A 15,429-nucleotide genomic window follows, 5' to 3' on the forward strand; every position below is an offset into this window, starting at 1 on the left:
GGCCTTCCTTCCCCGTGCGGCCCGGCGAACACCTCCCGGCTTAGCGGCCCGGCGTGGTGATGTCGGCGCCCAGGTACTTCAGGCTGATGTTCTTCAGGGTGCCGTCCACCCGCATCGCGTTCAGCGCCCGCTCCACGGCGGCCTTGAGCTGGGGCTGGTTCTTGCCCACGGTGATGTAGGGGTTGTCCTGCTGGAGGACCGGGCCCGCCGCCTTGATCTTCTGGCCGTTCTTGATGGCGACGCTGCCGACCGTCCGGGTGGTGATCATGCCCCCCGCGCGGCCCGCCCCGAGCGCCAGGTAGATCTCCGGCTCGCCGCTGTAGGTGGCGACGTTCGGGTACTTGCGGTCGCGCAGGAACTTCTCGAACACCGTGCCTTGGGCGACGGCGACCGGAGCGCCCCCCAGGGTGTTCAGGCTGGTCGCCGTCGAGTTCGCGGGCACGAAGAGCTGGAAGCCGTCGTAGTAGTAGGGGCGGCTCAGGAAATCCACCGCCCGCTCGCGCTCGGGGGTCTTGCTCTGCGAGGCGACCGCCATGTCGAACTGCCCGGCCTGAAGCCCGGCGATGATCGAGGGGAACTCGGCCTTGATGACGTTCACCTTGACCCCCAGGCGGCGCCCGATCTCGCGGGCCACGTCCACGTCGAAGCCGACGAGCCCGCCGTCGGGGCCCGGCTGCGAGAAGGGCGGGTACTCGCCGCTCATCACGACGCGCAGTTCGCCGCGCTTCTTGATGTCGGCGAGGTCGGCGTGCGCGACGGACGCGGCACCGAGGGCGAGGGCGGAAAGCAGGGAGGCGTACTTGAGCACTGTGGTCATGGAAAACTCCTGTTGAAGAGGGAAGGAAGTCAGACTGACCTTAACGTCTCCGGGCCGGGGCGGGCCCTGAGGTTTCCTTGACCTCCGGCCCAGGGACCGACCCACGCGGCGGCGAAAAGGCCAGAGCCTGTGCCGCACGGTACGTGAGGGCCGCGCCGGAGTCCGCAGGACCGGGTACAGTTGTGAGGATTTCGACTCAGCCCTGCCTGGGGGGAGGAGGCACGAACTCGAAGACGTGCCCCTCCGGGTCGCGCACGGCCAGCCCCTCCCCCGTCTGAACGCAGGGCAGCCCCTCGGTGCGGACGAGCGAGCGCACGGCCTCCACGTCGGCGTAAAAGCGCACGTGGGCGTGGTCCCCCCCGAACATGTCGGCGAGGCCCACCTGCGGGTCCCAGGCGTACAGCCAGCGGCGCGGGGTGCCGTTGCCGTCAGGCTCGGGCCCGGGGCCCAGGGTGAACTGGGCGAAGTTCCGGTCAGGCTGCTCCTTGGCGAAGGCGAAGCCGTAGGCGCGTGGCAACCGCTCCAACATAGCCTCGTAGTCGCCGAAGGCCAGGGCCACCTCGCGCAGCCCCATGACGGGGAGGGCGTGGGGCGGGCGCGCGACCGGGGCCGGGGGGTAGGCGGGTTGCCGCTCGTCCGCCAGGTCGACCCCACGCAGTTCCAACCCGTGCCCGAAGGGATCGAAGAAATAGACGGTGGGGTCGGGGCGCTCGGGGGTGCCGAGGTCGATCTCGGTCCAGGTCAGGCCGTGCTCGTCGAGGATCGCCTTGCTGGGGTCCAGGTCCTCGGGGCGAATCTGCCAGGCGTAGTGCAGGTGTGAGGCGCCGCGCGCGCGCAGGGGGGCGAGGCGGGGGTCGTTCGCCTGCCTTGTGATCGGCTTCCAGAGGGTGAGGGTCTGGGCCGGGTTCACCTCGAAGCGGGCGACGCCGCGCTCCTCGTCGTGTTCCAGAAGGGTCAGGCCGAGCACCTGGGTGTAGAACCGGACACCCTGGGGCAGATGGTTGACCTCCAGCGTGAGCCCCGCGAGGTCGAGGATGGGAGAGGTCATGCCGCAGGGTAAGGGGCTGCGCCGCCCTCCCGCCTTGGGCAAGGATTGAGGGTGCTTCCGCTTCGGGCCCCCGTATGAGGGGGAGGGGCGGGTTGACGCCGATCAGGACGTGGATTTCCGTTTCATGAAGATGGACGGACGGAAAGTGCATTGACACGGCGTCCGAGAAGTGTAAGAGGCAGGCTTTTACCCTGCGGGGGTGACTGCGCCCTTCATCCCCCGGATTTCGGACCTCACCCCAGGGCACGACGCCCGGACCTCGGCCGCGCAGTCGGTGGTGACCCTGACGCGGGTCGCCCTGGCCGCGCCGGACCTCGTGGCGGGCGTCACGCCGACACTGGAACACCTCGTCGACGCGACGGCGGCGGTGGGGGCGGTGTACCTCGGGCGGGACGGCGAACACCGGCCGCGTTACGGGGTGCGGGCGACCTGCGGCGAGGTGCCCCAGGCGCTGAACCCCCCCGGGGGCCTGCCCGCCGACCTGCCTCTGATGCGCGCCCTGGAGGGCAGCGCCCGCCCGCTGTTCTTCGACGGCATCAACTTCGACCGCCCCAGCTTCGCCAGCACCGGCGACCTCACGTTCGCCGACCCTCGGGAGGGGGCGGGGCCGGGCGTGGCGAGCCTGGCGGCGGCTCCCATCCGGGTCGGCAGCGGCCCCCTGCTGGGCGCGTTCGTGATGTACACCTCCCAGCCGCACGTCTGGGACCCGGAGGAGGAGGCCCTTTTCAGCATGGTGTCGGGCACGGTCGCGGCGCTGGCCGGGCGCCTCGCCGCCGAGGAGCAGGCCACCGTGGCGCGGGAGGCGGCGCTGCGGGCGCTGGGGCAGATGCTCGAAACCTGGGACGGCGACTCGCTCGGCCACACCGACCGGGTAACAACCCTGGCGATGCGGCTCGCCGGGCGGCTGGACCTGTCCGCCGGGCAACGCCAGGCGCTGCGCTGGGGCGCCTACCTGCACGACATCGGGAAGGTCACCCTGCTGGGGGCCCTGCTTCCCCGGATGGCCCCGGCCACCGAGGGCGACGGCTTCGCGCAGATGCTCGGCTTCCTGCCCCCGGCGGCCCTGTCGGTGATCACCGACCGCCACGAGTATTGGAACGGCGGCGGCTATCCGGCAGGCAAGGCCGGGACCCAGATCAGCCTGGAGGCGCGGCTTTTTGCCCTCTGCGACGCCTACGACGGGCTGACGAATCCCCGCCTCCACGAGCTGCCCTGGGACCCCGAGGAGGCCCTGGCCGAACTCCAGAGCCGGGCCGGGCAGGAATTCGACCCCGAACTCGTCCGGCTGCTGCTGGAAGTCGTGGGGGAGTCGCTGAACGAGCAGGTGGGCGGGGAGTAGCTCGCTCCCCGACCCCATCCTGCGGCGCCAGGAGCCCCTTGAGGTTCCGGGCGCCGCCGTTGGCCTCCTGGTGCGGAAGGACCGGACTCGGCGCCGGGAAGTTCGGTGCCCTTTACATCCGGTCGCAGAACTTCGGCGGTGACGCATCTGCGCCCCACCCTCCCCGTCCTTTCCGGGAAGATGCGGGGCGTGCTCGCCTCCCTCCGCCAACTCCACCCCAACGTGCGCGTTCGCCTGGTCACGACCTTTCTCGGCAAGGTGACGGGCACGACCGTCCTGCCCTTCCTGGGGCTGCTGTTCGCGCGGGAGCACGGGGCGGCAGTCGCGGGCCTGATGCTGGGCGCGGGGTACGTGCTGCAATTCCTCGTCGGCCTGTACGGGGGGGCGCTGTCGGACACGCGGGGGCGCAAGCGGATCATGGTGTGGGGCGAGGGGGCGAAGGTCGCGGCGTTCGTGGTCATGCTTCTCGCCGCGCTGGGCGGGGCGGGCAGCGGGTGGATTTTCGCGGCGACCCTCGTCCTGGCGCTGGGGAACGGCCTCTCGTCTCCGGCGGGCGAGGCGATGCTGGTGGACGTGAGCACGCCGGAGAGCCGCGCCTTCATGTACGCGGTGAACTACTGGGGCAACAACCTGGGGTACCTGCTCGGCGTGCCGCTGGGCGGGCTGCTGTTCCGGGACCACCTCCCGGTCCTCCTCGGGCTGCTCGTTCTCGTGAGCGGCGTGATCCTGTGGGCGACCGCCACGCGGATTCAGGAGAGCTGGCGGCCCACACCGGGGGCGCGGCCCGGGGGAGCGCCCGGCCTGGGGCAACTGCTGAACAGCTACCGCCTCGTGGCGCGTGACCGGGCCTTTCTCGTGCTGACGCTGGGCGGCGTCCTCGTCCTGACCATCGAGTTCGCCCGAACGACCTTCCTCGCCGTGCGGCTGGATCAGGACCTCGTGAACGCGGTGGTGAACGTGCCGGGGCTGGGTCCGCTCGCCTTCGACGGGGCGCGGGCCCTGAGCCTGCTCACCGTCGTGAATACGCTGCTGATCGTGCTGGGGACGGCGCCGGTCGCCCGCTTCCTGACGGGCCGCGATCCCCGGCGGTGGATGGTCGTGGGCTTCGGGCTCTTTGGCCTGGGGTACGCCTCGGCGATGCTGCTCTCGGCGCCGCTAGCCCTGACCCTCGCCGCGCTCGTGTTCTCGGTGGGGGAGCTGCTGTACGTGCCCACCCGGCAGGCGGTCGTGGCGGACATGGTGCCCGCCGAGCGGCGCGGGGCGTACATGGCGGTGAACGGCCTCGTCTTCCAGCTCGGCAAGTGGCTCGCGGCGCTGGGGCTGGTGGTGTGGCCGCTGCTGGGGAGTGTGGGCATGGCGGCTCTGCTGCTCGGGCTGGCGGTGTCGGGGAGCGTGCTGGGGTGGCAGGCCACGCGCCGTCTGCCGGGAACGGGGAGGGTGGAGCGGGCGGCGTCCTGAGGCGGGGGCCGCGTTCGTCGACGAAGTTTCTCCCCCGGGCCCAAGGTGGGGGCGTCGCTACCGGATTGGCGGGAGGGGCGGGGGTCGCCGCGCTCGCCGCCCTGGTAGGCTTCCTGGTCATGAACGCGACGATGAGCGCGTACCTGGGGCTGGGGGACGCGGCGAGGTTCGCGGAGCTGGGCGAAGGCGCAGCCGGGCGCCTACGCGACGGTGCTGGGCATACCGACCCTCCAGACGAGCGTGTCCTGGGCGGGATCATCATGGGGCTGCTCTCGGCCTTCCTCTACATCCGCTCCAAGGACATGCGGCTCCCCGCCTTCCTGGGCTTTTTCGCAAGGCGGCGCTTCGTGCCCATCGGGACGGCGGCGAGCGCCATCGTGCTCGGGATCATCCTGACGTACCCCTGGCCGCCCGTGCAGCACGACCTGAACGCCTTTTCCAATGTGGCGACGCAGGGGGCGCCCGTCGAGTTGACCAACCTCGCGCCGGGGCAGCGGGTGGCGGGCGGGACGGTCCGGCTGGTGTAGACGGTCAAGGGTTCCGCGTTGTCCCCCGGGGCCCCGTCTGCGAAGGTGAGCCCATGACCGACCCCCCCCGCACCCTGCGCGGCCTCCTCGTCCTTCCCGGGGGGGTCACTCCGGGTGAGGTTACCTTCGGTCGGCGGATAGAGGGCGTCACGCCGGACGCCGCTCCCAGTGGCGAACACTTGATCCTCCCCGGCTTCATCGACACTCACGTCCATGGCGGCGCGGGCGGGGACACAATGGACGGCGCGGGGGGGGTGCGGACCCTCGCCCGCTTTCACGCCCGGCACGGCACGACCACGCTGCTCCCCACGACGATCACGAACCGGTGGGAGAACGTGCTCGCGGCGCTGGCGGGCGTCCGGGAAGTGATGGAGGCGGGAGGCGTGGGGGGTGGAGCAGACGTGATCGGCGCGCACCTGGAAGGCCCGTTCATCAGCCCGGGGCGGCTCGGCGCGCAGCCGCCGAACGCGGTGGACCCCACGCCGGACCTCGTGGCGGAGGTCTTGGAGACGGGGGTCGTCCGGGCCGTGACCCTGGCGCCTGAGCTGTCCGGCGCCACAGAGGCAGGCATGGCCTTCGCGCAGGCAGGGGTACGGGTCGGCATCGGGCACACCCGGGCGGACGCGGAGACCGTCACCGCCTTCCTGAATGCCCTCTCCGAAATGGGCGCCCACACCTGCGCCACCCACCTCTTCAACGCGATGGGGGGAATCGAGGGCCGCACCCCCGGTCCCCCCGGTGCCCTGCTCGCCGACCCTCACGCCTTCATCGAGGTCATCCTCGACGGCATCCACGTCCACCGGACGGGCTTTCTCCTCGCCCGCGCCGCCGCCCCGGGCCGCGTGCTCTTGATCACGGACGCGATGCGTGCGGCGGGGCTGGGAGACGGGGAGAGCGAGCTGGGTGGGCAGCCCGTCACCGTGCTGGACGGGAAGGCGACGCTCGCGGACGGCACCATCGCCGGGAGTCTGCTCACGCTGGCCACGGCCCTGCGAAACGCGGTGCGGGCGGGCATTCCCCTCCCCGAGGTGAGCGCCATGCTGAGTGAGACCCCCGCCCGCTCCCTGGGTCTTTCGGACCGTGGCCGCCTGAAACCCGGTTTGCGGGCCGACCTCACCGTCCTCGACGCCGACCTCAACGTCATTCAGGTGTACGTCGCCGGAGCCCCGGTGCTGGAGGACCACCCATGACCACCCCCGACCCCCTGATGCTGCAAGAAGCCCGCGAGGCCCCGCAGGTCGTCACCCGGCAAATGCGCGAGAACGCGGCGGCCTGCCGGGACCTGGCCGCCGCCCTGCGCGAGCGCCGCCCCCCCTACGCCGTCACGGTCGCGCGGGGCAGCAGCGACCACGCCTGCACGGTGCTCAAGTACGCGCTCGAAACGCACCTCTCGCTCCCGGTCGCCAGCCTGGGGCCCAGCGTCCACACCCTGTACGGGGCGCGGCTCGACCTGCGCGGCGCGGTGGTGATCGCCGTGTCGCAGTCGGGGGCGAGTCCCGACGTGGTGGAGAACGTCCGCATGGCCCGGGAGGGAGGCGCGACCACCGTCGCCCTCGTGAACGTGGAAGGCAGCGACCTCGCCCGCGAGGCGGAGTTCGTGCTCCCGCTGCGCTGCGGGGAGGAACGGGCGGTGGCCGCCACCAAGAGCTACCTCGCCAGCCTGACCGCCGCCCTCCCCGTGATCGCCGACCTCACTGGGGACGGGGGGCTGACCCGCGCGCTGGAAGCCCTGCCGGACGCCCTGGAACGCACGCTCACGTTGGAAGAGCAGGCCCGCGACCTGGCCGAGCGGTACCGTTTCGCGGACAACCTGCTGCTTCTCGCGCGGGGGCTGCACTTCGGGGTGGGGCAGGAGGCGGCCCTCAAGCTCAAGGAGACGTGCGGGATTCACGCGGAGGCGTACTCGGCGGCCGAGTTCAGCCACGGCCCCAAGAGGCTCCTCGCCGAGGGGGTGCCGCTGCTGGGCTTCACCTCCGCCGACGCCGCCGGGGAGGTGACCGCCCGCGCCTATGCCGACCTGCTGGGCAGCGGGGCAGACCTGCGGACCCTGGGTCCCGCGCCGGGAGGTACCCTCACCACACCGCAGACCGGCCACGCCCTCACCGATCCCGTGCCCAGCGCGCTCGCCTTCTACCTCTTCGCCGGCCATCTCGCCCTGCACCGGGGGCTGGACCCCGACGCGCCGCCTCTCCTCAGCAAGGTGACGCGGACGCGCTGAGCCCGGAGCGGCAACCCTGGGCCCGGACACGTTCATGAAGAATGTGTCCACCACTACCCTTTCCTCCCACCGACACCCAGAAATAGGCCCTTTATCTTTCAACATCGAATCAAGGCGCGTGGGTTGTGATGAGGTTGTGAGACTCAAGGACGTACCGTCTCCCTGTCGGTACTGACGGCGGGGGCAGTTCTTCGTGAAGCCACCTCGAGGTGCTGATGTCCTCGGGGAGGTGGCCGCCGTGTCCCCTTCGAGCTTTCCAGTCACCCCCGGACGGCGCGAGGAGGCGCCGGGCGCACCGCCTGCGCCGCTTCCCCTGTCCGGAGCGCCAAACGCATGTCGACCACGGCCCCGCGCCCCTGGTCGCCGGGATCGTCCACCGCCCTCTCTCCGCCACCGCGCGTGGCGCCCCCTCCAGGAGTAGACGTATGGCAAAGATTCTCGTCGCCGATGATTCCTCCGCCGATCTCGCCCTGATGGAGAGCATTCTCCGGTCCGGGGACCATCAGGTCATCACCGTGAACGACCCCACCCAGGTGGAGGCCCGGGTGGCGACCGAGCGCCCCGATCTGGTGATGCTCGACGTCGTGATGCCCGTGCAAAACGGCTACGAGGTGCTGCGGGCCCTGCGCAGGAACACCCAGACCCAGGGGATCAAGGTCGTGCTCGTGTCGAGCAAGGGCAACGACACCGACGTGCGCTGGGGGCTGCGCCAGGGGGCGAGCGAGTACGTGACCAAGCCCTACACGCCCGCGCAGATTCTCGACTCCGTGCGCCGCGTGGTGGGCTGAGGCTCGCCGTGCAAGGGCGCCGGGTCCTGCTGTTTCGCCTGGGAGAGCGGGTGCTCGCCGTGCCCGCCGCCGAGAGCCGCGAGGCCTTCGAGCCGGGGCGGGTCGCCGCGCTGCCCCTGGACCGCCGGGTCCTGCTGGGGCTCTGCGCGGTGCAGGGCCGCCCGGTCCCACTCGTCAACCTCGCCGGCCTGCTCGGCGAGCCCGGGCCACCCGCCGGGCTGGCCCTGCTCGTCGAGACGGGAGGACAGCCCCTCGCCTTCCCCGTGGAGACCGTCCTGGGCTTCGAGACGCTGGCCGCCCCCACCTTCGCCCCCCAGGACCTGCTCGCCGAGGCCGCCACGGCCGACGCGGGAAGCGTCCACCACCTCGACCTGCCCGCGCTCGTGCAGACCGTGCAGGCGCAACTCACCGCCGCCCTGTAGGGCCCTTCCCCGCCCCCCCGCCCCAAGGAGCACCGTATGCAGAGTCCAGCCGATCCGCCCAGACCCCCCGCCCACCCGGCGCGCGGACCCCGCGCCGTCCCCCCCCTCGCCCGGCTGGTCCTGGGCGCCCTCCTGGCCGCAGGGTCGGGCTTCGCGGGGGCGGCGTCCACGGGCACGCCCATCAAGATCGGGATGAGCGCCGCCTTCACCGGCTCCTCGGCGGGGCTGGGGATCGAGTACTACCGGGGGGCCAAGGCGTACTTCGACGAGGTGAACGCCCGGGGGGGCATCGGGGGCCGCCGACTGGAACTCGTGGCGCTCGACGACGGTTACCAGCCGGACCGCACGGTGGCGAACACCGTCCGGCTGGTCGGGCAGGAGCGGGTCTTTGCCCTCTTCAACTACGTGGGCACGCCCACGCTGACGGCGGCCCTGCCGGTACTGAAGTCCTTCGACGCCCAGGGCGTCAGTCTGGTCGGCAACCTGACGGGCGCGCAGATTCAGCGCAACGTGCCCTACAGCACGAACGTCTTCAACATCCGCGCCTCCTACGCGCAAGAGATGGAGGCGCAGGTCGAGCAGCTCTGGGCGGCGGGGTTCCGCAAGTTCGGCGTTTTCTACCAGCTTGACGCCTACGGGCGCAGCGGCGAGGAGGGAGTCGCCCGCGCCCTCGCGCGGCACGGCGCCCGCATCACCGCCGAGGCGACCTACCGGCGCGGCGTCACGGCGGACGCTGACATGGGCCCTGCGATGACCCACCTGCGGGAGGCCGGGGTGGAGGTCGTCCTCAGCGCCACGACCTACGAGGCGGGCAGCGCCTTCATCCGAGCGACCCGCGACGCCGGGTGGAACGTGCCGATCACCAACCTCTCGGGCGTGAGCGCGGACAACCTGCTCGGCCTGCTTCAGGCGGCCGGGCGCAAGACCGGGCGCGACTACACCCGGGGCCTGCTGAACACCCAGGTCGTTCCGTCCTACAACGACGCCCGGTTCCCGGCGGTCGGCGAGTACCGGAGATTGATCGAAAAGTGGAAACCCACCCTCCCGGCGGGGGTCCAGAACTCGACCTACCGGCCCGTTGCCTACAGCTTCCTGGGGCTGGAGGGCTTTCTCAACGCCAAGGTCATCGTCGAGGGAATGCGTCGGAGCGGGCCCACCCTCACCCGCCCGGGGTTTCGCAGCGCGCTGGAGCGCATGGAGGAGCTCGACCTCGGCATCGGTGAGCCGCTGACCTTCAGCCCCTCCCGGCACCAGGGCCTCAACCGCGTGTACCTGACGGCGGTGCAGGGTGGCCGCTGGGTCACCGTGAACCGCTGGCAGCTCCGCCCCGGCCAGTAAGCCCCCGGCCCCCCTTCCCACTCCCCGGAGAGTCCCCATGTCCAACCCCTCGACCAGCCTCGGGAACCTGAACGCCGCGCCCGAAGCCGCCGACCTCACCCCCATCTCCGCGCCGCGCCGCGTGCGCCGGGCGCTCAAGCAAAAGCGTTTTGTCAGTCTGCAACGCCGGGTCACCCTGTACCTGTCCGGGCTGATCGTCGTCCTGACCGCCACGGGCATCGTGGTGTCGGTCAACGGCCTGCGCGATTCGCTGAACACCGAGTACCGCTCCAAGGGAGAGGCGATTGCCCAGTCCCTGGTGAGCGTCACCCCCAACTACCTGGCGACCGAGGACGTGAGCCAGCTTCAGAGCCTGATCGACAACTACGCGCGGGTGCAGGGCGTGGCCTACGTGCTCGTGGCCGACCGCCAGGGGCGGCCCATCGCCCACACCTTCGCGCCCTTCGTGCCCGCCGGGCTGCTGGAGACGGAAAAGGACGATCACGGTGAGCCGGGGCAGCAACGCCTGACCTACCGCGACCCGGAGACGGGCCAGACCCGGCGCGTGCTCAACATCGACACCCCGGTCTCGGGCGGTTACCTCGGCGAGGTGCTCGTCGGGATGGACCTGGGCGTGATCGCCGCCCAGCAGCGACAGGCGGCCCTGCTCCTCGCGGGGGCGCTGCTGCTGGCGGGCGCGCTGGCCCTGGCGGGCGGTGTGATCTTCAGCCGCCGCCTGGTGCGCCCGGTGCAGCGCCTCGCGGCGGTCTCGGAGCGGGTGGCCCAGGGCGACCTCAGCGAGCGGTCGAACGTGCGCTCGAACGACGAGATCGGCCTGCTCGCCCAGTCCTTCGACCAGGCTATCGAGCAGCTCCAGCAGAACGAACTGGGGGCCCAGCGCGAGCGCGACGAGGCCCTGCGGCTCCAGCAGAACATCGGCGACTTCCTCGACGTGACGATGGACATCGCCGACGGCGACCTCACCCGGCGCGGGCGCGTCACCGAGGACGTGCTGGGCAACGTGGTGGACTCGATCAACCTGATGGTCGAGGAGCTGGGGACCGTGCTGCAAAGCGTCCAGGCCGCCTCCCAATCGGTGAGCGGCGGCGCCCAGGCGATGCTCGGCACCACCGGCGAGATCGTGCAGGGCAGCGAGGCGACCGCGGGCGAGGCCCAGCGGGTGCGTGACCAGGTGCAGGAGGTGACGGCCGCGATCCGCCGCATGGCCGAGATCGCCGCCGCGAGCGCGACCGCCGCCGGGCAGGCGCTGAGCGCCTCGGTGCAGGGGCAGGAGGCCGTGAAGGACACCCTGGGCGGGATGCAAAACGTCCGGCGCGAGGTGCAGGACATCTCCAAGCGCGTCAAGTCCCTGGGTGACCGCTCGCTGGAGATTCAGGAGATCGTGGATACTATCACCCGCCTCTCCTCGCAGACGAACCTCCTCGCGCTGAACGCGGCCATCGAGGCGGCGGGCGCGGGCGAGGCCGGGAGCCGCTTCGCCATCGTCGCCGACGAGGTGCGCAAGCTCGCCGAGAACAGCGCCCAGGCCACGGGCCGCATCGCCACCCTGATCAAGACGGTGCAGGGCGAGATCCAGGAGGTGGTCGCCTCGGTGGAGGACGGCACCCGCGAGGTGGAGTCGGGCTACCGGGTCGCCACGACCGCCGGTGAGAGGCTCCAGGAACTCGGCGCCCTCGCCCAGCAGTCGGCCCAGCTCGCCGAGAGCATCAGCGCGGCCACGACCGAGCAGGTGCGCGGGGTGGAGCAGGTGGGCCAGGCGGTCGGTGAGATCGCCCAGATCGCCGAGCGGTCGAGCGCGTCCGTGCAGCGGGGCCGCCAGGCCGCCGAGGAGCTTCAGGAACTCGCCGGGCAGCTGGGCGGCAGCCTGGAACGCTTCCGGCTCCCCGGTTAGGAGGGGTGAGGATGACCGCGCACTCCGCCGACCTGCTGGGCGCCTACCTGCTCGAAAGCTGGCAGAACCTGACCCAGCTCGAAGCCTGCCTTGCCGAGCTGCGGGCCGGGCACGACCCCGGGGCCGTGGACGCCCTCGTCGTGCTCTACCACCGGATGCGGGGCAGCGCGGCCCTCTACGGCTTCCCGCAGATGTCGAGCCTCGCCGCCCTGGGTGAGCGGCTCCTCGAATCCCGCCCGGAGTTGCCCGAGGAGCTGAGGCAACAACTCCTGGGCGTGCTGCACAGCGTGACGGTCTGTCTGCGCAGTGCACTGGAGGGGGTGGCAAGCGGCCAGGGCGAGGGCGAGGTGGGGCTCACCTTCGCGGGAATCGGGGGCACCCGGCGGCTGCAAGACCTCCTCGCCGCCCGGCCCACTGCCTTCCGCGCCCCGTCGGCTCCCGAGAGGGCCAAGACTCCGGAGGTTCCAGGCACCCCTGCCGGTCTGGAGGCGAAGCTCCGCGCCTTCCGCGAGGGGCAGAGCGACCTGTGGGGGTACTTCGCCCCCGAGGTCCGTGAGCATCTGGACGCCCTGCGCACCGGGCTGGAGGCGGGCGAGTCGGGCGACGTGACCGAGATGTTCCGCGCCGCCCACACGGTCAAGGGCAGCGCCTACATGGTGGGCTTCGAGGTGCTGGGCGACTTCGGGCACGGCCTGGAGAACCTGCTCTCGGCGGTGCGCGACGGCGAGCGGACCCTCGACGCCCCGGCGCGGCAGGCCCTCCTGGAGGCCACCTCCGTGGTCGAGCGGCTGCTGCGCGCGGCGGAGGGCGAGCCCGACGACCTGGCGCCCGTCCTCGCGCGGCTGAGTCGGCGGCTGACCGCGCTCGTGGACGGGGAGGTCCCCGAGCCCGAGGCCCCGGCCCCCCAGGCCCCCGGGCCCGAGGCGCCGCGCCCGGCGAGCCCCGAGCGCCGCGAGAGCGTCCGGGTCGATCCCCGCCGCCTCGACGCCCTGATGGACCTCGTGGGCGAACTCGTGGTGTCGCGCGCCCGGCTGGGGCAGACCCTCTCCCAGCTTGCCGGTCTGACGCAGGCGATGACGGACAGCCACGCGCGGGTCGGTCGGGCGGTGCGCGACTTCGAGGAGAGGTACCTCAACCCCGACATGGTGCGGGTGGGCGAGGGCACCGCGACCTCGCGGGCGAGCGTGGGCGAGCTGTTCGACGAGCTGGAGTTCGACACGTACAACGACCTCAACGTCCTCGCGCGGGCGGTCACCGAACTCGCCGCCGACTTCGGGGAGGTGCGCTCCAGCTTCGGGACCGGGCTTTCGGGTCTGCGCGACGAGAACGAGCGGCTGGGCAAGCTGCTGCGGCGGCTGCGCCAGGAGGTCGCCCGCACGAGCCGGGTGCCCTTCGGGCAGGTCACGACCCGGTTGCGCCGCTGGGCCCGGGGCCGCGCCGAACCGCTGAACCTGATCACCGAGGGCGAGCGGGTGGAGGTCGAGGCGGGGGTGCTCCAGGGCCTCGCCGACCCGCTGCTCCACCTCGTGACGAACGCCGCCCACCACGGTCTCGAACCCGGGGGGGAGCGGGTGCGGGCGGGCAAACCCCCGGTGGGCACCATCCGCGTCCGCGCCGTGGCGCGCGGCCACCACCTCGACGTGGAGGTCAGCGACGACGGGCGGGGCATCGACGTGGCGGCGGTGCGCGAGCGGGCCCTGGCGCGCGGGCTGCGCTCGGCGGCCGAACTGGCGGCCATGACGGACGAGGCCGCCCTGCACCTGATCCTGCTCCCCGGCCTCTCGACCGCCCGCGAGGTGACGGCGGAGGCGGGGCGCGGGGTGGGCATGGACGTGGTGGCGAGCAACGTCCGCCGCCTGGGCGGGGAACTCCTGATCCGCAGCCGCCCGGGCGAGGGGACCACCTTCACCCTGCGGGTGCCGCTCACCGTGCGCGTGGCGGAGATCGTGCTCGCCCGGGTGGGGCGGCAGACGGTGGCGTTCGCCACCAACAGCGTCGCCGCCCTGCGCGAGGTGGACCCGGGCGAGGTGCTGGGGACCCCGGCGGGCGAGGCGGTCGAGCACGAGGGGCGGCGGGTGCCCCTGCACCCCCTGCGTCCCCTGTGGGGGCTGCCGGAGTCGGGCGCGCGTGGCCCCCGCCGCGTGGCGGTGCTGCACACGGCCTCGGGGCTCACGGCGGCCGAGGTGGACGAGTTCCTGGACATCGAGGAGGTGTCGCTGCGCCCGCTGGAGCCGTTGCTCGCCAGCCTGCCCTTCCTGGCGGGGGCCACGGTGACGAGCGGCGGCGAGGTCGTGCCGCTCCTCGACCCGGGGGGCCTGGAACGTCTCGCCGGGCAGCCCCGGCTGTGGGCGCCCCGGCTGGACACGCGGGGGACCCGCCAGCAGGCCCGGTTGCTCCTCGTGGACGACTCGGTGAGCGTGCGCCGGGTGGTGGGGCGGATGCTCGAACGCGGCGGCTACCGGGTCGTGACGGCCGCCGACGGTCAGGCGGCGCTGGAAGTGCTCGGGCAGGACGCGGCCTTCGACCTCATTCTCAGCGACCTGGAGATGCCCCGCATGAACGGTTACGAACTGATCGAGGCCCTGCGGTCCCGCGTGAGCACCGCCTCAACCCCCGTCGTGGTGATGACGACCCGCGCGGGCGAGAAACACCAGCGCCTGGCCTTCGCGCTGGGCGCCACCGACTACTTCAGCAAGCCCGTGGACGAGACTCTGCTCCTGCGGCGGCTGGGCCAACTGTGTGCCGGGGGTGCGGCGTGAATCCCTCCCGCAGCGTGCTGTTCGTGATGGGCAGCTTCGCGCGCGGGCGGGCGCACGCCCTGCTGGGCAGCGGTCGCGGCCTCGACGCGAGCTTCGCCGAGGGGGCGCTGTACGCCCTCACCCGCCTGGAACGGATCGTGCCCGACCTGATCGTGTGCGACGAGACCCTGGCCGACATGGGCGGCGAGGACTTCTTCGAGATCGTCCGCAACGATCCCGCCACCGCGCGCTGCCCCTTCCTCCTGATCGCGCGGGAGAAGCCCGCCCGCCTCGTGGGCCCCCTCGACCTGTGGCACGCCCCGGGGCTCTCGCCTCAGGAGCTGATCGGCGTGGTGCTGGAGCATCTGGAACGGCTGGGCACCCGTCCCCCCGAGGTCCCCGGGGAGGGCGAGAATTCCTTCAGCGACGACCTTCTGCTCGACGACGCGCAAGACGGGGGCCCCACGCCCGACGAGGCCCTGGACGAGGGCGGCGCCGGGCTCCATGGCACGCTGGAACTGATCGGCCTCTTCGACCTGCTGACCTTCCTCAACCAGATGCGCAAGAGCGGGCAGCTCCTCGTGCAGTTTGGCGAGGTCGTGGCGCAGTTCGTCCTCGACGGCGGGGAGGTCGTCTCGGCCGAGTACGGCGTCCTGAGCGGCGAGGCGGCCTTTTCCCGCACCTTCGCGATGACGGAGGCGACTCCCGGGGCCCCCTTCACCTTCCATCCCCTGCGGCAAAGCGAGGTCCGGGGCCTGCCCCACACCATCACCACTCCCACCCAGCACCTGATGCTGGAGGCCACCGTGCAGCTCGACCACACGCGGGCCGCCCACGGCTGACCC

General features: G+C 72.1%; 13 protein-coding genes. 11 read left to right on the forward strand and 2 right to left on the reverse strand.

Annotation, left to right across the window (positions count from 1 at the left end; genetic code table 11):
* Positions 1-40: 40 nt before the first annotated feature.
* Positions 41-817, reverse strand: coding sequence for a transporter substrate-binding domain-containing protein (locus DAETH_RS17115; RefSeq protein WP_264777923.1), 777 nt, complete (start codon positions 815-817; stop codon positions 41-43).
* A 196-nt stretch (positions 818-1,013) separates the two neighbouring features.
* On the reverse strand, positions 1,014-1,865 hold the full coding sequence (locus DAETH_RS17120) for a VOC family protein (protein ID WP_264777924.1): 852 nt from the start codon (positions 1,863-1,865) through the stop codon (positions 1,014-1,016).
* 199 nt (positions 1,866-2,064) lie between these two features.
* Here DAETH_RS17120 and DAETH_RS17125 point away from each other — a divergent pair, with 199 nt between their 5' ends.
* From DAETH_RS17125 to DAETH_RS17175, 11 genes are all read left to right on the forward strand, one after another.
* On the forward strand, positions 2,065-3,204 hold the full coding sequence (locus tag DAETH_RS17125) for an HD-GYP domain-containing protein (protein ID WP_264777925.1): 1,140 nt from the start codon (positions 2,065-2,067) through the stop codon (positions 3,202-3,204).
* Positions 3,205-3,342: 138 nt separating this feature from the next.
* Positions 3,343-4,662 (forward strand): MFS transporter, encoded by a 1,320-nt coding sequence (locus DAETH_RS17130; RefSeq protein WP_264777926.1) that lies wholly within the window; start codon positions 3,343-3,345, stop codon positions 4,660-4,662.
* The gene (locus tag DAETH_RS17135) at positions 4,605-5,189 is read left to right on the forward strand and encodes a PTS transporter subunit EIIC (protein ID WP_264777927.1); all 585 of its coding nucleotides are present in this window, start codon (positions 4,605-4,607) and stop codon (positions 5,187-5,189) included. The genes DAETH_RS17130 and DAETH_RS17135 overlap by 58 nt, the downstream gene beginning before the upstream one ends.
* A 53-nt stretch (positions 5,190-5,242) precedes the next feature.
* Complete coding sequence (gene nagA, locus DAETH_RS17140; protein WP_264777928.1) at positions 5,243-6,379, forward strand: N-acetylglucosamine-6-phosphate deacetylase; 1,137 nt, start codon at positions 5,243-5,245, stop codon at positions 6,377-6,379.
* Positions 6,376-7,407, forward strand: coding sequence for an SIS domain-containing protein (locus DAETH_RS17145; protein ID WP_264777929.1), 1,032 nt, complete (start codon positions 6,376-6,378; stop codon positions 7,405-7,407). Before nagA ends, DAETH_RS17145 begins: the two co-directional genes overlap by 4 nt.
* Before the next feature lie 425 nt (positions 7,408-7,832).
* Positions 7,833-8,195 carry a response regulator gene (locus tag DAETH_RS17150; protein WP_264777930.1) on the forward strand — a complete coding sequence of 121 codons (363 nt, stop codon included), beginning with the start codon at positions 7,833-7,835 and terminating at the stop codon, positions 8,193-8,195.
* A gap of 8 nt (positions 8,196-8,203) precedes the next feature.
* Complete coding sequence (locus tag DAETH_RS17155) at positions 8,204-8,617, forward strand: chemotaxis protein CheW (RefSeq protein ID WP_264777931.1); 414 nt, start codon at positions 8,204-8,206, stop codon at positions 8,615-8,617.
* Between the two features lie 36 nt (positions 8,618-8,653).
* Complete coding sequence (locus tag DAETH_RS17160) at positions 8,654-9,955, forward strand: ABC transporter substrate-binding protein (protein ID WP_264777932.1); 1,302 nt, start codon at positions 8,654-8,656, stop codon at positions 9,953-9,955.
* Between the two features lie 37 nt (positions 9,956-9,992).
* Entirely contained in the window at positions 9,993-11,846 is a 1,854-nt protein-coding gene (locus DAETH_RS17165; protein WP_264777933.1) for a methyl-accepting chemotaxis protein, read from the forward strand.
* 11 nt (positions 11,847-11,857) lie between these two features.
* The gene (locus DAETH_RS17170) at positions 11,858-14,605 is read left to right on the forward strand and encodes a hybrid sensor histidine kinase/response regulator (RefSeq protein WP_264777934.1); all 2,748 of its coding nucleotides are present in this window, start codon (positions 11,858-11,860) and stop codon (positions 14,603-14,605) included.
* Positions 14,602-15,426: a DUF4388 domain-containing protein gene (locus DAETH_RS17175; protein ID WP_264777935.1), complete on the forward strand. Its 825-nt coding sequence runs from the start codon at positions 14,602-14,604 to the stop codon at positions 15,424-15,426. The genes DAETH_RS17170 and DAETH_RS17175 overlap by 4 nt, the downstream gene beginning before the upstream one ends.
* Positions 15,427-15,429: the final 3 nt, after the last annotated feature.

The organism is Deinococcus aetherius (genome assembly GCF_025997855.1).
Classification (GTDB): Bacteria; Deinococcota; Deinococci; order Deinococcales; family Deinococcaceae; genus Deinococcus; species Deinococcus aetherius.

Excerpts from the sequence above, each read along its gene's own strand:
- DAETH_RS17115 (WP_264777923.1), bottom strand. The coding sequence starts at position 817 with ATGACCACAGTGCTCAAGTACGCCTCCCTGCTTTCCGCCCTCGCCCTC.
- DAETH_RS17120 (WP_264777924.1), bottom strand. The coding sequence starts at position 1,865 with ATGACCTCTCCCATCCTCGACCTCGCGGGGCTCACGCTGGAGGTCAAC.
- nagA (WP_264777928.1), top strand. The coding sequence starts at position 5,243 with ATGACCGACCCCCCCCGCACCCTGCGCGGCCTCCTCGTCCTTCCCGGG.
- DAETH_RS17145 (WP_264777929.1), top strand. The coding sequence starts at position 6,376 with ATGACCACCCCCGACCCCCTGATGCTGCAAGAAGCCCGCGAGGCCCCG.
- DAETH_RS17150 (WP_264777930.1), top strand. The coding sequence starts at position 7,833 with ATGGCAAAGATTCTCGTCGCCGATGATTCCTCCGCCGATCTCGCCCTG.
- DAETH_RS17160 (WP_264777932.1), top strand. The coding sequence starts at position 8,654 with ATGCAGAGTCCAGCCGATCCGCCCAGACCCCCCGCCCACCCGGCGCGC.
- DAETH_RS17165 (WP_264777933.1), top strand. The coding sequence starts at position 9,993 with ATGTCCAACCCCTCGACCAGCCTCGGGAACCTGAACGCCGCGCCCGAA.
- DAETH_RS17170 (WP_264777934.1), top strand. The coding sequence starts at position 11,858 with ATGACCGCGCACTCCGCCGACCTGCTGGGCGCCTACCTGCTCGAAAGC.